This window comes from Agromyces humatus, from assembly GCF_021228295.1.
GTDB classification, from domain to species: domain Bacteria; phylum Actinomycetota; class Actinomycetes; order Actinomycetales; family Microbacteriaceae; genus Agromyces; species Agromyces humatus.
Map to the genome: position 1 here is coordinate 198,935 of NZ_JAJQPD010000008.1, position 21,933 is coordinate 220,867.

Genomic DNA, 21,933 nt, shown 5'->3' on the forward strand with positions numbered 1-21,933 from the left:
TTTCCGTCGTCGTCGCTGCCTGATGCTGCCCACGAGCGCGTCGCACCAGCCGATCCCCTGAGCGGTGCGAACTCACCCAGCGGCCGTGCGGGACGCGGAGATGCGCCTCGTTTCGCCCTGGGCGCGGAACAAGACGGCTGAGAAGACGAGGAACACGGCAGCGCCCAGCCAGCCGCTGATATTGCCCAGGCTGGGTAGCCAGAACAGGGTGACGACACCTACCGTGATGAGTGCTCCCGCCAGCACCGCGAACAGTTTCATGCCGTAGAGCGAGATGAACACCAGACAGTGCGCGCCGACGATGATCAAGGACGCCGGGAAGAACAGCAGCGGCACATAGGTGCCGAGGGCGATCGCGACCAGCAGCCCAAGCGGCACGGTGAACGCGGACTGCATCGCGAGGGCCGCAGACGGATGCCCCTTGGGTAGTGCTGCCGAGCCGCCCATGAGCTTCAACACCAGCGTGGCCAGCGGAAAGATGAACATTCCGCCGATAAAGAAGGTGGCGATCGCTACCGGCATCGAGATCTTCTTCTGCGACCCGCACTCGCCCTGGCAGCGAGGCATCAACGAAAACACCAATGGCCTGCTGCGTCAGTACTTTCCGAAGGGCACCGAGCTCGCCGGGTTCAGCAAGGAGCACCTCGACGCCGTCGCCGCGGAGCTGAACGACCGCCCCCGCAAACGACTAGAGTTCCAAACCCCGAATGAAGTCATCGGGGACGTCCTGTTGCGATGACCGCTTGAATCCGCCGATCCCTCAGCGGGCAGGAGATGTGGTTAGTCGCTGTGTGCAGCGATGCGGTTCTCGAGATCGGTCCGGGTGGCCGGCCACTCGGTGGCGAGCACTGAATAGACCGCGGTATCTCGCCAGCTGCCATCTGCGCGCCTCTGGTCCCGGCGTAGGACGCCCTCGAATTGGGCCCCCAGTCGTTCGATCGCGCTGCGGGAGCGGGCGTTCACGGCGTCGGCCTGAATCTTCACACGGCCGAAGCCGTGGCCGAACGCGAGTCCGAGGATGAGCAGCTTGGTTTCAGGGTTCACGGTCGTGCCCCAGACATCGGGGCTATATGCGGTGGCACCTATGTGTGCACTTTCGTTGTGTAGGTCGAAGTCACCCAGCCAGGTTGCGCCGACGATCTTGCCCGCTCCACTCCCGGCCGAAGCGCGGACGGTCCAGGCAAGGGACGTCTCGTCATCGAGGTAATAGGAGTCCACGAAGCGCTCGAAAGCATGAAGGTCGGTTGGCAGCGCGGCGACGCCCCCGCCGTAGCCGTTCTCGAAGACCTCTCTCCGTCCGATGGCACGGTACAGCTCCGGAATGTCGGGAGGAGTCATCGGCGTCAATGTCACGACGGAGCCGGCGAGCATGGTCGGGCGGGGAAGAACTGCGGTCACGGATTCAGTGTCACACCTCGCGCATGCGTGCGGCGAACTCGAGGCCCCTCGAGTGCGAGCCGCTACCGGCCTACCAGTCCCGAAGGACGAACCCACCGCGTGAGGCGCAACCGGCGAGCATTTCGACGCTCGCAACCGATCGGCATTCGCGCCCGCTATACCGCTGGCCGAGCTGCGACAGTCAGTCGCGAAGCGGTGAGCCGGCCACCTCGAACTGGAAGCCGCCGAACTCGCCGGACAGTAGCGGGCGAGCCGCTGCAATGGACGCCTGAACCTCGGGCATTCGGAGGGACTCCTGATGCGCATCGGCGCTTCGCCAAAGCTCGATCACGAACACGGTGTCCGGCTCCGCATCGTTGGTGCCCACCTCGTAGGCGAGGCAACCGACTTCGGAGAGGACGCCACTTCTCTGGGTGAGGTGTGCGACGAGCGCGTCGCGCTTTCCTGGAACGGCACCTAACGTGCCAGCGTTCGCGAAGACCATGAAAGAAAGGCTAGCTATCCGTTCACCCGGTAAAGCAGTGGATCTCCGTCCGCTGGCGGACCCTCGATCGGGTGTCAGAAGTCGGAGGCCGGAAGTCGAGTGAGGGTAGTTGGAGGTGGCGGCGATACTGTGGGGCGTGGAGTACGTGTCCAGAGTGCCGCGACCGCCGCTGGACGGGCTGATCGGCGACCTCTACTACCTTGAGGGCGCCCCGCCGTACGCCCGGTTGATGCTGCCGGCGGCGCCCGCGCCTTTGCTCATCGTCAATCTTGGGGCGCCGTTTCTCATCCGCGCAGGGACCGATGTAGAAGCCGTGGAGTACACCGACGGCTGCGCGGTCACCACGCCCACCCGTGCGTGGGAGTTCAGCTACCCAACCCCGACCCGGTCCGTGGGCGTCCACTTCAGGCCGTGGGGGCTGGCACCGTTCCTTCCGATGCCCGCGGCCGAGTTGTGCGACCGACCGGCGACGGTGGAGCAGATCTGGGGCCAGCCCGCTTCAGCTGAGTTGCGACGCCGACTGACCTTGGCGGACGCGCCGCACGAAATGCTGATGGTGCTCGAGGAGGAACTGGTGCGACGGCTGCGCCCGATCAACGGCTTGGACATCGTCCGCCGGATGAGCAGCGCCATCGCGGAGACCGGCGGAGCGGTGCCGATCAGCGACCTCGGCGGGGCAGCTCACGCCAGCAGCACGTACTTGGCGAAGCGGTTCAAGGAGATCATCGGCGTCACGCCGAAGCGGCTGGCGCGCAGCTACCGATTCACCACTACCGTGCTGGCGCTCGATGTGGCCGCACCTATCGACTGGGGCGATGTTGCCGCTGGCTCAGGCTACTTCGACCAGGCCCACTTCGTCCACGAGTTCCGGGAGTACACCGGGCTCACGCCGACCCGGTATGTCGAAGTCCGGCAACGCTTCCTCCGCGAACATCCCGGCCACGCGCTGGAAGGCTGGCCGCTGCCAGCCGATTGATTTCTTACAAGAGCGACCACTCACGACACACGAGACTTGGGACTCCAGACAGAGGAGTGACCCATGGGGAAAGTAGTCATGAATGCGTCGGTCTCGGTTGATGGCTTCATTGCGGCTGAGAACGACGATCCCGGTCCACTGTTCGAATGGTTGGTCAGCGGTGACGTGCCGCTGGACGAGAGCGGCGTGTTGAATGTGTCGCAGAGGTCCTACGACTACGTCCGGCCGTACTGGGACCAGATCGGGGTGACCATCGCCGGCCGCCATGTCTTCGACATCACGGACGGTTGGGACGGGAAGCCTCCGAGCGGGATCGACCACGTCGTCGTCGTGACACACCGGCCGGCGCCCGAGGGCTGGGACCCCAACGCGCCGTTTCACTTCGTCGACGGCATCGAGGCGGCCGTGACCATGGCGAAGGAGCTCGCGGGTGGCCGCACTGTCGAGGTCGCCGCCGGCGACGTCGGCGGCCAGGTGCTCGCCGCAGGTTTGGTCGACGAGGTACGCATGGACGTCGCACCCGTCGTGCTCGGGTCCGGCAAGCGCTACTTCGGCTCTGTCGACTCGCAGCACCTGCTGGAAGACCCAGACGTGGTGATTCAGGGTAACCGGGTGCTACACCTGCGCTATCAGGTGCGCAGTTAACCGATCCTCTAACGGATCGAACCGTTGCCTCGCGCGACGTCGGGTCGCACGCGAGATGCGGCGTAGTCAGACGTCTGGGATGAGGCGCTTCCCCATCGACACGACGGGGTCAACGACATACCCCAGAGTCTCGTAGAACGAAAGTGCCTGCTCGTTGCTCGTGCGCACCTGGAGCGACAGCTTGGGACACCCAAGGCTCAGGAGTCGCTCTTCAAACTCCGCCATGAGCCTGCGTCCGAGTCCGGAACCCTGCAGGGCTGGCTTCACCGCCAGGTAGTTGACCCAGCCGCGGTGACCGTCAAATCCCGCCATGCCGACCGCCACGATGTCACGCCCGGCATCTGTTACTGACTCTGCAACGAGGAACAGTTCCGGCTGTACCGTCCGCTTGCGCGCGATATCCCGATTGGGGTCATTCCAGGGGCGAATGAGTCCGCACTCAGTCCAGAGAGCGACGACCTGCTCAGTATCACCGGTCTCGAACGTACGGATGGCGTATTCGGTCATCGATCCACGGTAGCCGCAACACCTCGGGCCACAGGCCACTACACGATCCCTTTTCGAGATCTACTCTGATGGATCGCTGCCGTCGGGCGGTTCGAATTCCGCCATGAATCGAGCTCGCGCCTTCTCGAGCCACTCGGCATGGTTCGGGAGAAACGTCGTCACCGGGTTCCTCTCGAGCACAGCCTCGAGGTTGTACAGAACTTGGTGCTCCGGATCCTGCGTCTCGCTTCGTTGATTGAACGCCGCGAGCCATTCGAAGAGAATCAGAGCCTCATCGCCACTCAGCGTGAAGCTCACGTCTGGCTCTTGCATGCTGCTCCCTCACGACCCCTTCATCGCGCCGTCCGGGTTACAGAACCCGCTTGCTCCCAATCAGCTGCGTCACATTGAATCGAACCCTACAGAGTCGCGCCCGATGGCCGGTCCTCAGGCGCGACGGTCGCTGATGTTCCACTCGCTTCCGGACGTTTGATGCCCACCACCGTCCATGCCCGGTGCGCTGTTCGGGCGTGGTCGCCCGTGTGAGCGGCCCCAGACCCGGCTGGAGTGTCCAGTCGGGTCTGGGGCCGGGGCATGCGGGAGTCACGCAGGAGCCTGCAGCATGTCACGCGCCGGGCTGCCAGGGACCGGTATCAGTCGGCCGGGAGAAAGACCCGGTTCGGGATCTCCTCGTAGTCCGCCGGATCGAGAGTGTCGACGCTGCCGTCGACGATCGCGTCGACCAGGCCGTCCAGGCCGGTCTCGACCTGCTTGGTCAGCATGCCGTTGCGCTTCTGGCCGTCGGTCTGGGTGTTGCTGGAGGTCTCGAACAGCACGGTGGCGCTGCCGCGCAGGGCGAACGAGCCGAGCGCGGTGCCCGGCAGGTTGGTGTCCTGGGGATAGAGCGTCAGGGCTCCGAAGCCAGAATTGCCCTGGCCCTGCAGCGCGTCGTAGACCGCGACGTTGGCCCGGCGCGAGGCGTCGTAGTCGAACTTCGGCCAGTCACCGAACTCGCTCGGGTCGGCGATGAAGCGGCCCGAGATGGACAGCGGCGACATCTCGCCGGTGCCCTCGACGGCATAGCAGGACCATTGGTTGTGCAGGTCGACGAAGTAGTCGACGGTGCCGAACTCGGTTTCCAGGCTGCGGTAGAGGTCGCGGACGGTCTGCGACTCCGGCGTGATGTACCAGCCGGTGTCGGCGCTGTTGCCCGGGAAGTCCGCGGGGGCCGGGACGTAGTCCAGGTCTGGGTTGAAGTCACGGTTCACGTCGAAGCCGGGCACGTCGGCGCGGTAGTTCCACGACGGCCCCGCACCTGCCAGCTGCGGGAAGTCCGCGACGACGTCGTCCCAGGACATCTCGTTCTGGCGGGTGTCGTTTTCGCCGCCGTCGACGTTGAGTCGCGGGACCGCCACGATGGTGATGTTCTCGCGCAGCGCCTGAGCCGCAGGGGTGTTGCTGCCCCACTGGGGGAGCAGGTTGAGCAGCGCCTCTGTGCCGTGGTTCTCGTTGCCGTGGATCTGGGATTCGACCAGAAGCACGGTGTCGCCGTGGCCGACGCGGGCCTGATAGATCTCGCGCCCCTGGTTGCTGTAGCCGGCAACCTCCACGTCGACGGTGCCGCCAGTGGTGCGCTCGATCTGCTGGAGCCGCTTCGTCAGCTGGGCGTGGTTGACATAAGCGTCGTTGTTGTTGCCGGGTTCGGTGCCGCAATGCGACTCGGGCGGGATGGCGAAGGCGGGTGCGGGTGCGGAGAGGACGGCGGCGCCGAGGAGAAGGGCGGCGGCCCCTGAGACGGCGCGGACCTTGGTGTGGGCGAGTGACATGGAAACCCTTCCGTAGGGAGAAGTGAATCACTGCAGACTCGCATGCTTCTGGCTGGGCCGCTAGTAGTACTTGGAGATCGCTCTCCTTTACTTGCGCGTCGCACGGTCAGAAGTCGGCGCCCTACCGTCCGAAGTTGGCGCCGCCCGTCGCGCACCCTCCTCGCTCCCGGGCAGCCCACGGTGATGCGGCGCAAGTCCATCGAGGGTGGCGACGGTGAGCCCATGCCGCACTACCGACAGTAGGCACGAGGCGTCAGTTGACGATCCTCCAGCGGGAGGGCTCGAGAGCTGCCGTGGTTCTCTTGATTACTCGGTCAGCTCGAGCGTTGGCAGATCTGACTCGAATGCGACTAATCCGAAGTTGCCGGATAGCCGATAACTTGCTCCCTCCACCCCGAATTCATCGAGGGATCCGAAATCAGGCTGGCCGGTTGCGTCTACGGCCGGATGCGCTCCCTTGGATAGCACCCAACTGTCTTCGAGATAGACGTTCTCCAGCTCCGGGATCGACCAGTAGCCAGTCAACGTGCCTCCACGGTGGCAAGTTCGATCCTGCGCAGATCCATCTCAGCATCATGGCATCTCGCCTCGGTCACCTCGGCGCCGCCCCAAAGCCGATCCTCTGCCGGGACGTACTCAGCTCTTTCCGGCAGATGGCCCGTTCTAGGCGGTGGCCTCGTCGCGCGGATCCGGAAGATAGGCGGTGATGTCGATCGGCACGGTCGGGGGCAGTGCGATCCCGGCGGGGTCGATGGGTGCTGCGGTCATGGTGTGTTCCTTTCGTATTGGTGTTCGTGAAGGAGTTCACGGAGTTGGATCCGTGCCCGCTGGTAACGTCCTCGCGCGGTCGACTCGCTGATCCCGAGGATGGTGGCTGCTTCCGGAAGCGTGAATCCATCCCAGAGGACGAGGCGCACGAGTTCGGATTGGTCGTCCGGGATGGCGTCGAGGGCGGCGCGGATGTCGAGGGTTTCCGCGTCCACGTGTTCGGTCGGGAGCGCCTGCAGATGTTCGCGCAGCTTGCCTGTGAGGGCGGAATGACGGGCGGCGCCGCGGGCGGCATTGGCAAGGATCCGCCTCGCGACGCCGAACAGCCACATCCGTGCTTGCTCGGACTCAACGGGCATTCGATCGCCTCGCCGCCACGCAACCATGAACGTCTCGCTGAGCAGATCAGCGGCGTCGGCCGGGATCGTCACGCGTCTGCCGAAATAACTGAGGAGGTCGGCGGCGTTGGCCTCGTAGGCGCGCTCCAGGTGTGCCTGTCGCGTCGATCGGCTTCGACGGCGCATCATTGCGCGGAGCCTTCGGCCGTGTCGTTGCATGGCCCTGCCGCATATTCCAACGAGACACCTTGTTTCAGGTAGCCAGCCTGCTCGAACTCGGCACCGATGCGATGGCTCATGACTTGTGTCGCCGCAATCGAGTACGTCGCGGGCGGCGGGGTCGCGCCGGAGGCGATGCTGTCCGGGTCGGTGAACGCCACGCGTTGTTCGACGTCGATTTGGTACGCTGCCTCGATCTCGTCAGCGGTGATGGATGCGATGAGCGGATCCCAGTCGTGATTGGTGAGGAATGTCCGCGCCTCTTCGGTGCGCCGGTCGACTTCCTCGTCCGGTACGTCGTGGTCGCGATAGTTGGGTTCTACGCGAATGAAGACTTCGCAGAGGCCGAGGTCGGATCCGTCCGGCAACTCGAAGCTGCGCTGCGCGACGACGTCGGGGGTCCAGCCCAGCCAGTCGATCACGGCCGGGCCGGCCGTTGCCGCGGTGACGCCCAAGCCGACGATACCGATACCCAGGGCGGAGCCTGCGATCAGCTTGCGCAGGAACGTTGTTCCCCGCGGAGCTTCGGCGAGGACGGCGCACGCAGTCGCTTTCGCGTGTTCGGCGGTGGCGGGATCAGACCCCAGCGCCGGTGGTGCAGCGTGCCGCACCGCCTCATCCAACCAGTCCATCGCCCTGCCCTTCGTGGAGTGCCTTCACATAGGACATGTCCGGAAAGGCGCCGTCCTTAACAGCTATCGCGAAGCTTGTTTCGGCCGGACTGCCTTCGAGAAGCCGCAGACAGCGTACGTGTGCGCTTTCGTGCACTCCGGATCCGTCGACGGCCTTCCGCTGACGGGCCGGCGCGCCACGGGCGGCGCGACGCGCGGAGGGTCATCCGTTGGGCGAGATGATACTTACGGTTCGAGTGGGTGCGGGTCGTGTGGCGAGCACCATGGCGACGATTCCGAGGAAGACTCCGGCGGTCGACCGCACCAACATGTCGAGCCCGACCAGCGCGCTCACGACCTCCTGATTGGACGACGCCGTGCCCGCCGCGACGATCAGCATCTGCAGCAGAGAGGGCACGATGACCGCGATCAGCGACCAGCTCGGCGCCCAGTTCCACGGCGACGGTATGACGCCGGCTCGCGCGATCTGCACGGACGCCACAGCTGCCAGAACCACCTTGAACAGGGTGTCAGCGGTGCCCAGCGCGAGCTGCTGATCCAGCGTCAGCTGCGTCAGTAGACCAAGGCTCAACAGGATCTGGTCCGCGAAGGTCCAAATCGCGAGAAGGGCGAGTACCCCGGTGCCGAAGGGGCGGTGTCCGGTGGCGCTGCCGGCTCCTCGGATGCCGAATGCGAAGATCAGCAGCGCGATCGAGAACAACCCAGGCGCCACGAATCCTGATCCGGGGATGGACAAGAGCATGGGAGCGGCGACGGCGCCCACCAGCGTCGACACGATCAGGAACGCTCCGCCGAGTATCCACGCTCGCCGAGCGTCTCGCATCGTCGCGTCGTCGCGCGGTCGAGGACTGGTCACGAGCCGCAGCATATCTGCTCCCTCCCGGCCGGCACGGTGCCATCTCGTGAGCACCCCCGCAACATCGAGGGCAATCGCGCTGAGGGTTCCGCCATCGGCCAAACCATGGAGAGCGCTGGGTGGGGGTTGGTTCCCGCGTGGTTAGGCTGACCGGCATGACCCAGCGGAGCGCGCTCTTGACGGCCGCCAGCACGATCGCGCTGGTCCGGATGGTCGAGGGTGCGCTGTGCATCGCGGTTCTCGCCTATGCCTACGGCCTGCGCGTTGCGGCCGGCGACAGCAACCTCTTCGACTACTTCGGCTATTTCACCAACCAGACCAGTCTTCTCGCAAGCGTCGCGCTGATCACCACTGGCATGTTCGCCATCCTCGGACGACATGTGCCGGGTTGGCTGTCCACGCTGCGAGGAATCACCACCGCGTGCCTGCTCGTTGTCGCGGTCGTCTACAACGTCCTTGTGCCCGGCGCAGGGTCCGCACCGCCCTGGGTGAGCGTTGTCCTCCACGTCGTGTTCCCGATCGCTGTCACGCTCGACTGGGCGCTCGTCGGAGACCGTCCGCCCCTGTCTTGGCGGCGGCTCTGGGTCGTCCTCCCTTACCCGCTCATCTGGGTGGGAGTCGTCCTCGCTCGCGGCGCGATCGACGGATGGGTCCCGTACGGCTTCCTCCTTCCTGAACGAGGACTCCTCTCCCTCTTCGCCCATGTCGTCGGACTGGTCGGCGCACTGCTCGCGGCCGGCGCCCTGGTCTGGGCCGCGAGCCGGCTGCACGTACCTCGGTCGATCGCTTGAGCAATAGGGCGATCCCGGCGCTGAGCGCACGGGACGGCAATCGCATGATCGATGTGGGTGACCAACGGTTCCGGGAGATCGCATACGCTCGGGCCATGTCGCGATGATTTCCGCTGGCCGCCCGATCAACGGTTGGCTTGATAGGCGCGCTCGTTTCCGTGGGGCTGTTGGCGGGGTGCAGCCTCTTCGAACTGAAGTTGTCGTCTCCCACCGAGGTCGAGACAGCGAACCTGCGGATCTCAGCTGATCAGATCAGGTATTCCTTCGACGGCTACTGCGGAGTCGGAGTGAAGATCGAGAACACGAGCGACCGCACGGTGCATTTCGCCGAAGACGACGTCGAGATCTTCGACGGCGCGAGCTTCACCGAATGGGACCCCGTTCACGGATGTCCACACGGGGGATGAGGTCAGCGGTTACGTCGTCAACGAGTTCCCGACAACGATCGATCCCGGCGCGGGTCAAAAACCATCGCTTCTGACCCGCTCGTGGACAGAGTTCTCCCCGGTCGACCCCGCCACCGGGTCACACGCAACGAGCACGGGCGTCTCGAGAGCTAGCCGACCTTGGGGAGCAACCGGCCGCTGGTGCGGTACCAGGCGACCTCCCCGCTCGGGCCGCGCACGAAGTCGGAGCGGGGCGAGAGGGGGCTCGCGCCCACCACGTGGTCGTCGCGGTAGAAGTCCACGTACTCGGGCGCCGCTTCGTCGGCCACCGAGCCATCCGGATTCAGTGGGCGAATGCGCAGCCGGCCGCTCTCGGCGGTGAACTCGAGCGTCACCCTCGCCGTGTTGCCGTCGGGCCCGATCTCGGCGAGGTCGTACCGACCTTCGTAGGGGGCCAGCTGCGCAGCGGTTCTGATTCGGGGATCGGCCGGCAGGTTGTGGACGCCGGCGAACCGCGACAACGCCCAGTCGTCTTGGAAGAAGTTGCTCAGGAGCTTCGGGCCATCCTCGGAGTTCGTGAGCATGGCGATGCCGAAATTCCGTTCGGGAACGAAGAGGAACCCGCTGTGCTGCCCGGGCCAATCGCCGCCGTGCTGCACGACGCGGACCCCTTCGGCGGTCGGCCGCACCCGGAAGCTGACTGCGTACCCGTCGATCTCGATGAAGATCGTTCCCCCCGGGCCCGGATGCGAGTGCATCGCCTCGAGCGAACCAGGGCTGAGGATGGGACGGCCATCGGGTCCGGTGCCGTCGCCCAGGTGGAAGCGCAGGTAGCTCAGTTGATCGCGAGCGCTCGAGATGAGGGCGCCGGTCGGGTTGAGCGACCTCGGGACATACCAGAAGGACGGATCCAGTACCGCCTTGCCCTCGACCACGCTGTGGGCGCCGGTGAAGGTGTGTCCGACGAGGTCGTCGGTGAAGAACCGGGTCTGGTCGAGGCCCAGCGGGTCGAGCACGAGCTCCTGCATGGCTTGCTCGAAGGTCGTTCCGTGCACCTTCGCTACCACGCGGCCCGCGAGCACGACTGCGGCGTTGTTGTAGAAGAACGTGGACCCGAGCGGCGTCAGCTGAGGAAGGCCCACCATGCTCGCCACGTAGCGCTCGATCGCGTCCTCACCCCGCCCGAAGTCCTCGAGGTCGTCACCGAACCAGCCGGCGGTGTGGTTCAGCAGGTGCCGTACGGTCACGTCGGCCGCCACGTCGTGGTCGGCGACGGTGAACTCCGGCACATAGGTGCGCACGGCCCGGTCGAGGTCCACCTTGCCCGCATCGACCAGGCGCATCATCGCGGTCCCGGTGAACGTCTTGGTCGTCGATCCGATGCGGAACAACGAGTGCTCGTCCACCGGCACCGGAGCGTCGACGCTGGCGATGCCATAGCCTCGCACATGCTCGTTCCCGTCGTGCAGTACCGCCACCGCGACGCCGGGCACCGCGTACTCCTCCATCGCCGACTGGATCTTGGCGTCGAGCTCGGCGAAGAGGGCGTCGGACGCGCTGGGCGACGATGCAACCGTCGGGCCGGTGCTCCCTGTCGGGCTCGAAGCACCCGGGTCCTCGGCGGTGCATCCCGCCACCGCCGTGCCGGTGGCCACGATGGCAGCCAGGTCGGCGGACCGCCGCAGCATGGACCGCCTCGACATCGTCCGCGACGCAGACGGAACTTCGTTGTCCAGCAGGCCCATCGTTGCCCCCTTGCGCCGAGTCTGGCAGATCCTACTCGGCCGGCGCGACCACAGCGAGACCGCCTCGTCGCACACCACGACCATTCTGAATCCGTCCCACTCGGGCACGTACATGCAACCGCCAGGCATCGACGCCGGTTCGGGGAGGTCGGCAACAACCTTCGCGAGAGCGACCTCAGGCGGAATCCGCACTGTTGCGGGCAATGTCACCCTGTAAGCGTCCCAACGATCTCCATACGGGCATGTGGGTGGCGTGTTGGCTCCTCCGCCGATATCCCAACCGATCGGATCCCCACTCTGAAGGCCCTCGTTGTCGCACCTACTCTGACGGTGAGATCGTGACGTCGAGCTTGCCGTCTTGGTCCTTGAACCCGAGGCCGACCGGGATCAGTCCCCATGTTCGGAGGTGAGATCCGCTAACTCGTGGCCGCTACGTTTCCGTCGCGCAACTGGCGGAACGACCTGGCTTTTGGGCTCGCATAGCGTTGCGACGCTGGCGTGCAACCTGCCGGAACCTTGGTTCTCCTTCCGGACCGCGCGGTTCGGATCCGTCAGACGTCACGAGCGACCCGTATCAGCCCAGCCGTTCTCGAGCTCGACGCCGCTTCCGTCGAGCGTCGACTCGAACGCGAGAAACACGTCGACGAGTGCATCCCGGTCGGTGAAGTACCGCGCGTAGTAGGCCTCGAGCTCGGGGGCGAACCCGCCGTCGAGCACGACCTGGGAACCGAGGTAGGCGAACAGCTCGTTGGCACGGTTCTCTGACCGGTCGCCGACCGAAGCCGCGATCTGTCCGAGCACGCCGTCGTCGGCGGGCACCCGCAGGAGCTCCGCCTCGACGAGCACATCGACCTCATCGCGCTCTGCGGGATCCAGTCGGGCATACACGGCATGCAGAAGCTCGTGCGCGGCCGTCGTCACCATCATCGGCCGCAGTCGCGCATCCTCGGGCTTGAAGATCGAGATGACGTCGTACCCGGTGTAGCACCCGACCGTCGTGCCGCCGTCGGATTCATCGGGCTCGAACGCACGCGGGTCGCAAGCTTGCGACAACTCGTCTTGGTCGCGAAATCGTGGCCGGGCATCGAAGAAGATCTCGCGCCCCTCGGCCGTGAGGAACGCCTCATCGGCGAGCGCCGCGATCTCGGCGTCGGGACGGTTGATGATGAGCCCCCCGGGTGTGGTGAGCTCGAGCATGACCAAGAGTCCGCCGAGGGTCAGCACGCCGGCGAGGACGACGGTGAGTGCGTTCCGGGTCACGATGGCGAGTATGCCACGGCGGATGACCCAACACGGCCTGGGCCGCGGCCGCCGACCACGCGTTGCCGGTCTCTCCTACGATGCGCATCACGCCACCGCATTTCATCACTTGCCGGAATCCCGCGCGCGCGATGGAGTCCGCGACCGCAGGGATTCCGGCGCTCCGCCGGGATCCCGTACTAATCGAGCCCCCCGTGCGCATTTGACGAGCGTGAAACCAGCGGCCGGTCGATCTACCAGACGGTGCCGCCGCCGACCGAGATGCCGCCCCACGTGAGCGCGATGAAGATTGCGGCGAACACGACGGGCGCGATGCCCTTGCCGTTGCGCGCGAGCCCCTTGAAGAGCGCGATCACGGTAAGGATTGCGGCGACGATCGAGAGGCCGCCGCCGAGGATAAGCCCGATGAACAGCGGGATGGGCATGAGCACGAGGCCAGCCAGCGCGAACCAGAACGCGGCCCAGGCAGCCGGATTAGAGCGGCGTTCGATGGAGGAGGACATGCTTCATCATCTCGTGTCCGCAGCCCGCAGCCCGTGAGACCCGCGCTGCTCGTCCAGCTGAGCGCGTCCACTCGACGATCGGCGATCGGGCATATCTCGCGATTGCCGCGCGCCGGATGCGATCGAATCAGAGATTCGGCCTGCGTCGCGAGGCGTGGGAGGGCCGCCGCGGCAGCGCTCGCCAGTGCCCCGCGGACTCCGGGGGCAAGCCCCCTGCGAGCTCGGGGGTCACCTCCACAGCCGCGTCGCGCTACCGGCGATAACTTCTGGCCATGGACCAGGTCACGCGCACGAGGAACTCAGTCGTTTTCTTGGCAGTCTCGCTCGCGGCGATGGGAGTCGGGCAGCTGCTGCTCTCGTTCGGGCGCGACTTCATCAACGCCCAACAGCCCATTGACTGGGCGCACTGGCTCATCCTCATCGGCGCAGTGGGCGGTGCGCTCAGCATCTCAGGATTCGGACACGGCCGGCTCGGCCGGATCGCACGTTCCCTCGTCGTGATCGGCGCCGTCGGGTTCGGCGGAATGGTCGCGATCGACCTCCTGCTCTGGACACTGCCCGCCGAGCCGATGCTCGACGACGCCCTCAGCGCCGCGATCGATGCACCGCAGGTCGCCGTGCCCTTCCTGTGGGTCGGACCCGCGCTGTTCTTCATCGGCCTGGCGCTCGTCGCGGTCGAATGGCTTCGCCTGAGCGCGTGGGCGGCCGGGCTGTTCATCGTCGGCACCGTGCTGAGCGGAGTCGGCGCCGCCACCGCCGTCGACGGCATCACACTCGTCAGTTTCGCGATCATGCTTGCAGGTCTGGGCCGCCTGTTCGCTGCGACATCCGTCAGACCGCACACTGCTGTGCCCACCGCGGCACTGCACGGCTGAGCCCGGTCACCATAGAGCTTCCTCCTACCAACCCAACGACTACTGTCGCCTCAATTCCTCAAGCTGATCGTCCTGCGGACTACGCCAATTGGTCGAGGGCCCTGCTGATGCGCACGTATCGCGGGCAGTTTCCGTGGGTCTCGTCGGATGGTTGACGATCAACCTCGTTTGCAACACCATCGAGCATGGGGGGTGGCACCTGACCCCTCGACGACGTCCGTCGCCGATCGCGGCTAGCGAACCGAGGAAGACGATGCAACCGTCAGCTATCAACGACATCAAACTGGAGATGCGCGGACGCGGTTTCACGACGAAGGCCTTCGTCGACGACGAGCTCTTCGCCCGGATCGTCGGACTGCTCGACGATCAGCCGGAGCGGATCGACACACCGCCCGACGAGTTGCGCTTCATCGAAGGACGACTCGATCTCCCCATGGGTCACCTGGAACACTTCCGCATCACGGCAGCGGACGGGCGCACGACCTGTGACTGCGGACGCACGACGACTGCGCTCGACATCGTCTCTACCGCACTGGTGAACCGGACCCACCCGTTCGACCTGATGCGCGACGCGCTCCTCGGCTTCCGCAACACCCTCGAGTTCGCTGATAAGGGCCGGCAAGGGGACTGCTACGCCTGTGGACGGGCGGTGCTGGCGTCCTCCTACTGGACGAGCGGCTACATGTACGCCTAAACCCGCGTCAACGATTGAGTGGCTGATAACCGGGCCGCAATCAGGTACGCGACCCATCACTGGTGTGCGGCCCGCACAGAACGTGTTCGACCACGGCTGGCCGAGTGCCTTGCCGTCCGCGCTCGAGCGCGACGGCATGCAGATCGACGACTACCTCGCCTCCTAGGTGGCGTCCCCGGCCCGGCGGCACTGGCTCTACACCCAGGAGGGCAGCCAGGGCCAAGACGTCTCTACCGCACGACATCCTTGCGACGTGAGGGCAGTTCCACGTCAATCGTCGCCGTTGCGGATCCCTCAGTGAACTCATGGACTGCGGGGTGCGGGCCTGCATCCTTTCTGTTCCAACTGACGACGGCCTCACTTAAGCTCTGACCCATGCCCAGGAACCCGAACGGCCGGCTCCAGGTGGTCTGCGGGCCGATGTTCGCCGGCAAGTCCGAGGAGCTACTGCGGCGAGTGCGCCGCGCGCAACTAGCCGGACTCGCCATCGAGGTCGTCAACCACGCGCTTGACGATCGACACGCCGCGGGCCGGGTGGCCTCGCACTCGGGGCTCAGCATCGCGTCCCGATCAGTGCCCGACGTCGAGTCGCTGGTGGAGCTGGTCGGCGAACGCGAGTTGAACCTGCTGGCAATCGACGAGGCCCAGTTCTTCGGGCCGGAGCTCGTCCCGACGGTGAGCAGGCTGGTGCTCACCGGGATGTCAGTGGTCGTCGCCGGTCTCTGCGTGACGTTCGACGGCCGCCCCTTCGAGCCCCTCCCGTCGCTCATGGCGCTCGCCGAGGACGTGACGAAGCTCACAGCCGTGTGCGCTGTCTGCGGGCAGGACGCTGCGTTCCATCAGCGCGTCCTCACCGCCGAAGTCGCGGACGCTCGCGTCGCGACCGCCGAGCACGTGGGCGGCATCGAGTCGTACCAGGCACGCTGCAGGCAGCACTTCGGCGAACTAGGCCCTCGCTCGGCGTAATGCGTCGCCCAGCCCGCGATCCCGCGCCCGACAGTTGTCGCCTCATAACGGATCCGCTTGGGGTCTGTCGGGATCTTTGTGTAACTGGCTCGGCGTGACTGCCGCGATCTAGGGTCGCGGCGTGAGGAGAATCACGCATGGGTAAGGAGTTGCAGCGGTTCAGGCAGGTGAATCCGCAGACCGGTGAGGTCATCGAGGCGGAGGTCGATCTGTCGGCGCTGGCGGAGCAGTTGGTCGTGTCGGCACAGGCGCAGGGCATCGAGCTGACCGGTCCGGACGGGCTGCTGACAGGGCTGACGAGGCAGGTGCTGCAGTCCGCGTTGGAATCCGAACTGTCAGGTCATCTCGGCTACGACCGGTACGCGGTCCAGGGGCGGGGGTCGGGGAACTCCCGGAACGGGTCGACGCCCAAGACGGTGCGGACCGAGATCGGCGAGGTCACCGTGCAGGTCCCGCGGGATCGGGCCGGCACGTTCGAACCGCAGATCGTGCCGAAGCATCAACGCCGTCTGGACGGGTTCGATCAGAACGTGTTGTCGTTGTACGCGAAAGGCATGACCACCGGCGACATCGCCGCGCATCTCGCGGAGATGTATGGCGATGACGTGTCCCGGGATCTGGTGTCCACGGTCACCGACCGGATCGTGGACGAGATGACGGAATGGCAGTCCCGCCCGCTGGATCAGGTGTACCCGGTGATCCTGATCGACGCGATCATGCTGAAGATCCGGGCCGGGACGGTCGGGAACCGGCCGGTGTACGTGGCGATGGGGATCGATCTGGACGGGCACCGGGACGTGCTCGGGATGTGGGTCGGCCCGACCGGCGGGGAAGGCGCGAAGCAGTGGATGAACATGCTCACCGAACTGCGCAACCGTGGCGTGCAGGACGTCATCATGGTCTGCTGCGACGGCCTGAAAGGGCTCCCGGAATCGATCCGGGCGACGTGGCCGCAGGCATCCGTGCAGACCTGTGTGGTGCACTTTGGTGCGCAACAGCCTGCGGTTCGCGTCGAAGAAGCAATCAGGCGCCCACGATCGCGGCCGCGGAGTCCTGCTTCGCGGAGTTCGCCGACGCGTGGGAGCCCACCTACCCGGCGATGGTGCAGATGTGGCGTCGCTCCTGGGGCGAGTTCACCCCGTTCCTCGAGTTCCCGCTCGAGCTGCGCAAGATCGTGTACACCACGAACGCGATCGAATCCCTCAACGCGAGGTTCCGGCAAGCCGTCCGCCGCCGCGGGCACTTCCCGAACGAGCAATCCGCGCTGAAGGTGCTCTACCTCGTCGCGGTCCATCGACAACACAACCGAACGAATCCGACTGGCGAAACCGCCGGCTGGAAGGGCATCCTGAACGTACTGGCCATGACCTACGGCGACCGCCTAGGCATCAACTGAACAACCGAGCCGATGACCACTTACACAGAAACACGGACAGACCCTTTGCCGGCCGACACCGTGCCGGCGTGCCAGCGCCCGGATCCCCAGCCCCTCAACGCGCGCGTCACGTCGGATCCGAGCAAACACATCCACCCGAGACTCCATCCGTCCTCCACCCTCAGCAATCGGAAATCACAGTTCCGACAACGGTGGAGGTGGGTCCGGCTTAGATTGCCGCAGACACCCCGGCAACCATCAAGTGGTCCTCGCTTAGATTGCCCTGGTGGGTTCGACTTACGCTGCCATAGTCACCCCACCACCCCAGGGGACGTCACCCACACCGGACGTGCGGAGTTCCCCTCACGAGTGGGTGCATGTGGAGATGTGCCTGAAAGATTTCATCCGAAGGGTACGGAGCGTCCTGGCCCCCCGAGCGCTCGATGCTGACCAGATCGTCGGTCCTGATCTACCAGCAAGCCGGTGACACCGGTGAGGCTGGCAACGCCACGCGGTGGCGAGCCACCCTCGCAGTGAAGGATCCCAATGCGGACGTCCGCCGAGGACTGGCTGGCGGGCGCGCAGTTGATGGGCGCCGGTGGCATCGGCCAGTATGGACTCAGCCGCGTGCGTCGAGAAGCGTCGGCCACTTTTGGTTGATGAGAGGAGTGCCGCGCGTGGAAGTTCTGGCGGCACAAGCCGATGTGCGTCGCATCTACCGAGGCGGATATTCCGGCCCGCTCGTCTCCACGATCGTGTGGGCCGTCGCCAACGCGGTCTTCTATTGGGTTTCCCCGGCCGCCGGGATGGCCGCCCTGTTCATCGGCGGAATGTTCATCTTTCCGCTGGCCACGTTGGTGTTGAAGCTCATGGGCGGCTCGGCGGCACTGCCCAAGGGGCATCCGTCTGCGGCGCTCGCGATGCAGTCCGCGTTCACCGTGCCTCTGGGGCTGCTGGTCGCGATCGTCCTCGGCACCTTTGAGCCGCTGCTGTTCTTCCCGGCGTCCTTGATCATCGTGGGCGCCCATTATCTGGTGTTCATCTCGCTCTACGGCATGAAACTGTTCGGGGTGCTGGCGGGAGCACTCATCACGGTAGGCGTCATCACCCTGTTCTGGCTACCCAACCTGGGCGATATCAGCGGCTGGCTGGGCGCTGCCGTGTTCCTCGTCTTCTCAGCCGTCTTGTTCCGCGCCCAGGGCGAAACGAGGCGCATCTCCGCGTCCCGGACGGCCGTTAGGTGAGTTCGAACCGCTCAGGGATCCCTCACCGTACGTTGCGGGCAGGATAGTCGACATTCGACTTCAGCGCCCGGTGGAGGATCCCGAGACTGAGGCTTGGCTCGAGCCATTCCGTGACGGTGTCGGGGAGTTGAGCCGAGAAGGCGAGGTCCTCGGACATCTCGCTTCCGTTGTGACGTGGTTCTGGTCCCCGTTGAGCCCGCGTCGACGGCAGGCTTGAGTGTGGCTTGTTGCGGTTTGGGCCGACGGGACGCGCGAACGATCGATCGAGGACTATCCCCCGTGGGGGTATGTCTCGGAGATGAGGCAGGGGTTCATCGAGTGTGACGAATGGTCGATGGAGCACCGGGGACTTTACGCGTTCCGCTGGCTCCCCGACGACCGGGCTGCAGAGTTGAGAGCGGCACTGGCGATCGAACCGCGCGATTTCTGAACGCGCGCTCAGGGATCCCTCAGCGAGACTTGAGTCGCAATCGGGCGGAGAGGATCTGATGCGATACCAACGGGTTCGATGGGCCCACGACTCAGTCGAGGTCCCTATTCTGCTGTACAGCGAGATCGACGATGATGGCTGGGAGATCCGAAAGGTCGAGGAATTCAGGTCGGGGTTCCGCGACCTCGCATCGCGGGACGTGGAGACGGGCGGCAGTTTTCTCGGAATCGAGCCGATCCCTCCGCTCGATGAGATCAACCTGAGCGCCGAGTTCGATGGGGCGCTGATCAGTGCCGAGGATTTCGAGACCGTCTGGGGCGAAGCTAAGGCGTCGCACAAGCTGCCTTGACCGTTCTCGCTGGCACCGTGCACCCCCGCAGCTACGTTCCCGCTGACCGATCCGCCTGCGGGCTCCTATCTGAATTGATGGAGAGCTGCGCTGAAGGCGTCGGGGTCGGCGCGGGTCTCGTCAGTCAATAGCAGCGTGTGGTCTCCGATGATCCTCGTGAATGCGCCACGGCACGGGATCGTCACGATTTTCGTGAGCCCATGGCGCCATGCGGTGATGAGCGCCTCAAGGGAACGACGCTCGGGCTGCTCCTCGACTGAGGTGGGGAGCCCCACCGTCCGCCTGCGGAATTGCGAGGTCTGCCAAGGTTGATAGCGCTCAAGGCCAGCCTCACCGAAGCGGTCGTGCCAGGACGGCCCGGTGATTCGCGCAAGCAACTCCATGCGCTCGGCAGAGTTGTTGGCTGTGCTGCGAATCGCGTCGAAGAGTGCGGGGTCGCGGACTTCGCCGGCGTGCCGGAGCGTCGAATTCCAGAGCTCCGGCCATGCTGCCTGCCAATCTTCGATGTCGACTCCATCATTTTCGTTCACCTGAGGGTCGGGTGAATCGACGAGTGGCGGCGGAACGTCGTCGTGGGGAGGTTTCAGCCCCCAGGCGTCGCGGATCCACAGCAGCTCGACAAGTGACGCTGGATCGTCATCGACGGTGATCACCATGTCGTGCGGCCAGGGATTCCCGGGAATCGGTACAGATGAGCGCACGACTACCTCCTGGAGGGTGTCTCTCGACGGGCTGACACCCGACCGTCTCACAAACGCGACCCGAGCGCACCATCTCAACGTCGTCCCGCTGCGGGATCCCTCTACGCCAAATGCCCGAGAGCCTTGAGCAGGTCACCTAGCCACACAAGCTCGAACGTGATGGTGGAGTCGATGTCATCGGTGCGGTGGAGGTTCGTCCACGATTCGGTGAGCTGCCCAATCGTTGGCGATGGCGGCTCGTTCAGCACATCGTAGATCTCGGGAAACGGTAGCGAATAGAAGTAGTCCTCGGGCAGCGTCACGGTCTCGCCTCTGGTCTGCTCCAAATGAGTGATCAACCGTTCGAACACCTCGCGGAGTTCCCGGGTGTCGATCTGCAGTCCGCTCCACGAATCCATGTGCCAAAACTGGTCCGCCACCGCGCCGCCTGCCGCGACGCATCCTGCCCGATGGTCGGGCCTCGGGTGTGCAGCGCCGCGACGACAACCTGCGTGCTGCGACCATGACGACGATGAGCTGTTCTAGGCAAGAATGACTGACGGCCCAAGGTGAATGTGAGGCGGAACGCGTGACCGAGAACGGCGATCTCGCCAAGTCCGTTTCCGCTGCATTGAGCGAGGTCCTCAAGCCCGTCGGATTCCGCAAAAGGGCGAATAGCTTCAACAGGACCGCCGATGACGGGCTTGTGCATCACGTTTCGGTGCAGCTCGGCTCGTATGATCCGAGCGGAAAGCACGCGGTGCCGGGACTCGTTCCCGATCTGCACGGGCGCTACCGGGTGAATCTTGGAGTCCACGTTCCCGCGATGAGTCGGATGGGCTCACCCAGGAGCACCTTGATAAACGACTACAACTGCCAGCTGCGGTGGGGGCTCGGCGATTTCATGCCCGGCGGTTTTGATCAATGGTGGGACCTCCGGGATCGCCTGTCCGTGGAGGAGGTGTCTCAGGTGCTCGCCAGGCGTGCTCTGCCCCATCTCGATCATTTCAGCAGCGCTGACCGAGTGCTGGATGCCTACAACGAACAGGGTCCGCGTGCGTTCGGCCCGATCACGCCCAAAGCAGCAGCACTCGATGTCGCCGATCTTCTCCTGGCCCGCAACCGGATAGAAGAGGCACGACGACTGCTCGCGACCTATGTCGAGTCCGTGAGGCGGGGAGATCACGCCGGGCACAAGGAGTACCTCCGTGAGTATCTCGCGGAGCGGGGCTTCGAAGCGCTATGGCAACCGCTGCAGTAGCCGATGCTCACCTGCGACCCGTTGAGATAGCCTTCGAAGTCCTCGTCCCGTGCGAGATCGATCGCTGAGATCGTGACGGGTCAACCCGGCGGGGGATTGACCACCACATCGTCGAGGATCTCCATCGTTGTGACCAGTTGGCCATCCGTAGTGGTGCTGACAGTGTCGATCAGCACGACGTGGACGTGCCCAGCCGCATCGGTGTAGGTCACCCAGTCGGGATGGTGCAGCGTAGTGACAGCGTCGCCGGCCTCTCCGCGAGGTTCGTCGACGACGATCGGACCGGGTCCGGCGATGGTCCCTTTGTCCGCGAGCAGATCCTGAATCGTGTTCGTGTCAGTAGGCATCGGGGTCTCCTTTGGGCGTGCTCAAGTGATGACCTGGTCGGAGAGAATCTCGATTGTGTGGACCATCTGGGATGCGCTTCCCGGATTGGGACCGCTTGTGACCGTGTCCAGGAGCACCGCGTGCCAGTGACCGAGCTTGTCCTTGTACGTCACCGTGTCGTAGTGATGGATGACGACGACACCGCCGTCAGCAGCAGCCTGAGGTTCGATGACGGGTTCTCGACCGCGGATCGTTCCCCGCTCGGCGATCAACTTTTCGATCGAGCCGAACTCAGTTGACATGACATCTCCTCTCGGTGCCGCACCGTACTCGCCTCGAGAAGTGGCGGCAAGGGGGCGGGCTGGTCCGCAGGGACCGGCTCACGCGAAATCCGGGGCAGCTTGGCGACACAACGGGAA

25 protein-coding genes and 2 pseudogenes are annotated in these 21,933 nt (G+C 65.2%); 11 read left to right on the forward strand and 16 right to left on the reverse strand.

Features of this window, described 5'->3' with window-relative positions; translation table 11 throughout:
* Positions 1 to 72: 72 nt before the first annotated feature.
* On the reverse strand, positions 73 to 567 hold the full coding sequence (locus tag LSF15_RS14670) for a DUF7010 family protein (RefSeq protein ID WP_372460023.1): 495 nt from the start codon (positions 565 to 567) through the stop codon (positions 73 to 75).
* Between LSF15_RS14670 and LSF15_RS14675 the strand changes: the two are divergent.
* Positions 515 to 739: pseudogene (locus LSF15_RS14675) on the forward strand (IS30 family transposase); the annotation flags it as partial. The gene LSF15_RS14670 and the pseudogene LSF15_RS14675 overlap by 53 nt on opposite strands.
* Positions 740 to 780: 41 nt before the next feature.
* Here LSF15_RS14675 and LSF15_RS14680 read toward each other — a convergent pair.
* Complete coding sequence (locus LSF15_RS14680; protein WP_232499296.1) at positions 781 to 1,398, reverse strand: GNAT family N-acetyltransferase; 618 nt, start codon at positions 1,396 to 1,398, stop codon at positions 781 to 783.
* 181 nt (positions 1,399 to 1,579) lie between these two features.
* Positions 1,580 to 1,882, reverse strand: a complete 303-nt coding sequence (locus LSF15_RS14685; protein ID WP_232499297.1) for a putative quinol monooxygenase — start codon at positions 1,880 to 1,882, stop codon at positions 1,580 to 1,582.
* Between the two features lie 136 nt (positions 1,883 to 2,018).
* Between LSF15_RS14685 and LSF15_RS19085 the strand changes: the two genes are divergently transcribed.
* Both LSF15_RS19085 and LSF15_RS14695 read left to right on the forward strand, forming a co-directional pair.
* The gene (locus tag LSF15_RS19085) at positions 2,019 to 2,858 is read left to right on the forward strand and encodes a helix-turn-helix domain-containing protein (protein WP_232499298.1); all 840 of its coding nucleotides are present in this window, start codon (positions 2,019 to 2,021) and stop codon (positions 2,856 to 2,858) included.
* Between the two features lie 63 nt (positions 2,859 to 2,921).
* Positions 2,922 to 3,503, forward strand: coding sequence for a dihydrofolate reductase family protein (locus LSF15_RS14695; protein WP_232499299.1), 582 nt, complete (start codon positions 2,922 to 2,924; stop codon positions 3,501 to 3,503).
* Positions 3,504 to 3,569: 66 nt separating this feature from the next.
* Here LSF15_RS14695 and LSF15_RS14700 read toward each other — a convergent pair whose 3' ends face one another.
* The 6 genes from LSF15_RS14700 to LSF15_RS14725 all read right to left on the reverse strand — a co-directional run bounded on the left by LSF15_RS14700 (position 3,570) and on the right by LSF15_RS14725 (position 8,535).
* On the reverse strand, positions 3,570 to 4,010 hold the full coding sequence (locus LSF15_RS14700) for a GNAT family acetyltransferase (RefSeq protein WP_232499300.1): 441 nt from the start codon (positions 4,008 to 4,010) through the stop codon (positions 3,570 to 3,572).
* 60 nt (positions 4,011 to 4,070) lie between these two features.
* The gene (locus LSF15_RS14705) at positions 4,071 to 4,307 is read right to left on the reverse strand and encodes a hypothetical protein (protein WP_232499301.1); all 237 of its coding nucleotides are present in this window, start codon (positions 4,305 to 4,307) and stop codon (positions 4,071 to 4,073) included.
* A gap of 335 nt (positions 4,308 to 4,642) precedes the next feature.
* The gene (locus tag LSF15_RS14710; RefSeq protein WP_232499302.1) at positions 4,643 to 5,815 is read right to left on the reverse strand and encodes a M14 family zinc carboxypeptidase; all 1,173 of its coding nucleotides are present in this window, start codon (positions 5,813 to 5,815) and stop codon (positions 4,643 to 4,645) included.
* Between the two features lie 764 nt (positions 5,816 to 6,579).
* Positions 6,580 to 7,110 (reverse strand): RNA polymerase sigma factor, encoded by a 531-nt coding sequence (locus tag LSF15_RS14715; RefSeq protein WP_232499303.1) that lies wholly within the window; start codon positions 7,108 to 7,110, stop codon positions 6,580 to 6,582.
* Positions 7,107 to 7,772: a hypothetical protein gene (locus tag LSF15_RS14720; RefSeq protein WP_232499304.1), complete on the reverse strand. Its 666-nt coding sequence runs from the start codon at positions 7,770 to 7,772 to the stop codon at positions 7,107 to 7,109. The genes LSF15_RS14715 and LSF15_RS14720 overlap by 4 nt, the downstream gene beginning before the upstream one ends.
* A 202-nt stretch (positions 7,773 to 7,974) precedes the next feature.
* Complete coding sequence (locus tag LSF15_RS14725; protein ID WP_232499305.1) at positions 7,975 to 8,535, reverse strand: hypothetical protein; 561 nt, start codon at positions 8,533 to 8,535, stop codon at positions 7,975 to 7,977.
* A 248-nt stretch (positions 8,536 to 8,783) separates the two neighbouring features.
* Between LSF15_RS14725 and LSF15_RS14730 the strand changes: the two genes are divergently transcribed.
* Positions 8,784 to 9,419, forward strand: a complete 636-nt coding sequence (locus LSF15_RS14730) for a Pr6Pr family membrane protein (RefSeq protein WP_232499306.1) — start codon at positions 8,784 to 8,786, stop codon at positions 9,417 to 9,419.
* A 556-nt stretch (positions 9,420 to 9,975) separates the two neighbouring features.
* Here the strand turns inward: LSF15_RS14730 and LSF15_RS14735 are convergent.
* From LSF15_RS14735 to LSF15_RS14745, 3 genes are all read right to left on the reverse strand, one after another.
* Positions 9,976 to 11,493: a serine hydrolase domain-containing protein gene (locus tag LSF15_RS14735; RefSeq protein ID WP_232499307.1), complete on the reverse strand. Its 1,518-nt coding sequence runs from the start codon at positions 11,491 to 11,493 to the stop codon at positions 9,976 to 9,978.
* 615 nt (positions 11,494 to 12,108) lie between these two features.
* Positions 12,109 to 12,810 (reverse strand): hypothetical protein, encoded by a 702-nt coding sequence (locus LSF15_RS14740; protein WP_232499308.1) that lies wholly within the window; start codon positions 12,808 to 12,810, stop codon positions 12,109 to 12,111.
* 233 nt (positions 12,811 to 13,043) lie between these two features.
* Entirely contained in the window at positions 13,044 to 13,313 is a 270-nt protein-coding gene (locus LSF15_RS14745) for a hypothetical protein (protein ID WP_232499309.1), read from the reverse strand.
* A gap of 311 nt (positions 13,314 to 13,624) precedes the next feature.
* On the opposite strand from LSF15_RS14745, the gene LSF15_RS14750 reads away from it, so the two are divergent.
* The 6 genes and pseudogenes from LSF15_RS14750 (at position 13,625) to LSF15_RS14775 (ending at position 19,246) form a co-directional block, all read left to right on the forward strand.
* Positions 13,625 to 14,188, forward strand: a complete 564-nt coding sequence (locus LSF15_RS14750; RefSeq protein ID WP_232499310.1) for a hypothetical protein — start codon at positions 13,625 to 13,627, stop codon at positions 14,186 to 14,188.
* Positions 14,189 to 14,441: 253 nt separating this feature from the next.
* Positions 14,442 to 14,882, forward strand: coding sequence for a DUF8243 domain-containing protein (locus tag LSF15_RS14755; RefSeq protein WP_232499311.1), 441 nt, complete (start codon positions 14,442 to 14,444; stop codon positions 14,880 to 14,882).
* Positions 14,883 to 15,257: 375 nt separating this feature from the next.
* Positions 15,258 to 15,848: a thymidine kinase gene (locus tag LSF15_RS14760; protein WP_232499312.1), complete on the forward strand. Its 591-nt coding sequence runs from the start codon at positions 15,258 to 15,260 to the stop codon at positions 15,846 to 15,848.
* 137 nt (positions 15,849 to 15,985) lie between these two features.
* Positions 15,986 to 17,244, forward strand: a pseudogene (locus tag LSF15_RS14765) (IS256 family transposase).
* Between the two features lie 656 nt (positions 17,245 to 17,900).
* Positions 17,901 to 18,467, forward strand: coding sequence for a DUF7010 family protein (locus tag LSF15_RS14770; protein ID WP_232499313.1), 567 nt, complete (start codon positions 17,901 to 17,903; stop codon positions 18,465 to 18,467).
* Between the two features lie 488 nt (positions 18,468 to 18,955).
* On the forward strand, positions 18,956 to 19,246 hold the full coding sequence (locus LSF15_RS14775) for a DUF6881 domain-containing protein (protein WP_232499314.1): 291 nt from the start codon (positions 18,956 to 18,958) through the stop codon (positions 19,244 to 19,246).
* A gap of 65 nt (positions 19,247 to 19,311) precedes the next feature.
* Here the strand turns inward: LSF15_RS14775 and LSF15_RS14780 are convergent, their stop codons facing one another.
* Positions 19,312 to 19,902, reverse strand: coding sequence for a hypothetical protein (locus tag LSF15_RS14780; protein ID WP_232499315.1), 591 nt, complete (start codon positions 19,900 to 19,902; stop codon positions 19,312 to 19,314).
* Positions 19,903 to 20,048: 146 nt separating this feature from the next.
* Complete coding sequence (locus tag LSF15_RS14785) at positions 20,049 to 20,345, reverse strand: hypothetical protein (protein ID WP_232499316.1); 297 nt, start codon at positions 20,343 to 20,345, stop codon at positions 20,049 to 20,051.
* 170 nt (positions 20,346 to 20,515) lie between these two features.
* Here LSF15_RS14785 and LSF15_RS14790 point away from each other — a divergent pair, with 170 nt between their 5' ends.
* Positions 20,516 to 21,187, forward strand: coding sequence for a DUF4304 domain-containing protein (locus LSF15_RS14790; protein WP_232499317.1), 672 nt, complete (start codon positions 20,516 to 20,518; stop codon positions 21,185 to 21,187).
* Positions 21,188 to 21,267: 80 nt separating this feature from the next.
* On the opposite strand, the gene LSF15_RS14795 is transcribed toward LSF15_RS14790, so the two are convergent.
* Together LSF15_RS14795 and LSF15_RS14800 are read right to left on the reverse strand one after the other, a co-directional pair.
* On the reverse strand, positions 21,268 to 21,534 hold the full coding sequence (locus LSF15_RS14795) for a hypothetical protein (RefSeq protein ID WP_232499318.1): 267 nt from the start codon (positions 21,532 to 21,534) through the stop codon (positions 21,268 to 21,270).
* A gap of 21 nt (positions 21,535 to 21,555) precedes the next feature.
* Positions 21,556 to 21,816: a hypothetical protein gene (locus LSF15_RS14800; RefSeq protein ID WP_232499319.1), complete on the reverse strand. Its 261-nt coding sequence runs from the start codon at positions 21,814 to 21,816 to the stop codon at positions 21,556 to 21,558.
* Positions 21,817 to 21,933: the final 117 nt, after the last annotated feature.

Coding starts and splice junctions, on each gene's coding strand:
- LSF15_RS14800 (WP_232499319.1), bottom strand. CDS start 21,816: ATGTCAACTGAGTTCGGCTCGATCGAAAAGTTGATCGCCGAGCGGGGA.
- LSF15_RS14700 (WP_232499300.1), bottom strand. CDS start 4,010: ATGACCGAATACGCCATCCGTACGTTCGAGACCGGTGATACTGAGCAG.
- LSF15_RS14775 (WP_232499314.1), top strand. CDS start 18,956: ATGCGATACCAACGGGTTCGATGGGCCCACGACTCAGTCGAGGTCCCT.
- LSF15_RS14695 (WP_232499299.1), top strand. CDS start 2,922: ATGGGGAAAGTAGTCATGAATGCGTCGGTCTCGGTTGATGGCTTCATT.
- LSF15_RS14685 (WP_232499297.1), bottom strand. CDS start 1,882: ATGGTCTTCGCGAACGCTGGCACGTTAGGTGCCGTTCCAGGAAAGCGC.
- LSF15_RS14730 (WP_232499306.1), top strand. CDS start 8,784: ATGACCCAGCGGAGCGCGCTCTTGACGGCCGCCAGCACGATCGCGCTG.
- LSF15_RS14745 (WP_232499309.1), bottom strand. CDS start 13,313: ATGTCCTCCTCCATCGAACGCCGCTCTAATCCGGCTGCCTGGGCCGCG.
- LSF15_RS14795 (WP_232499318.1), bottom strand. CDS start 21,534: ATGCCTACTGACACGAACACGATTCAGGATCTGCTCGCGGACAAAGGG.
- LSF15_RS14760 (WP_232499312.1), top strand. CDS start 15,258: ATGCCCAGGAACCCGAACGGCCGGCTCCAGGTGGTCTGCGGGCCGATG.
- LSF15_RS14715 (WP_232499303.1), bottom strand. CDS start 7,110: ATGATGCGCCGTCGAAGCCGATCGACGCGACAGGCACACCTGGAGCGC.
- LSF15_RS14785 (WP_232499316.1), bottom strand. CDS start 20,345: ATGGATTCGTGGAGCGGACTGCAGATCGACACCCGGGAACTCCGCGAG.
- LSF15_RS14735 (WP_232499307.1), bottom strand. CDS start 11,493: ATGCTGCGGCGGTCCGCCGACCTGGCTGCCATCGTGGCCACCGGCACG.
- LSF15_RS14780 (WP_232499315.1), bottom strand. CDS start 19,902: ATGGTGATCACCGTCGATGACGATCCAGCGTCACTTGTCGAGCTGCTG.
- LSF15_RS14755 (WP_232499311.1), top strand. CDS start 14,442: ATGCAACCGTCAGCTATCAACGACATCAAACTGGAGATGCGCGGACGC.
- LSF15_RS14710 (WP_232499302.1), bottom strand. CDS start 5,815: ATGTCACTCGCCCACACCAAGGTCCGCGCCGTCTCAGGGGCCGCCGCC.
- LSF15_RS14720 (WP_232499304.1), bottom strand. CDS start 7,772: ATGGACTGGTTGGATGAGGCGGTGCGGCACGCTGCACCACCGGCGCTG.
- LSF15_RS14670 (WP_372460023.1), bottom strand. CDS start 567: ATGCCTCGCTGCCAGGGCGAGTGCGGGTCGCAGAAGAAGATCTCGATG.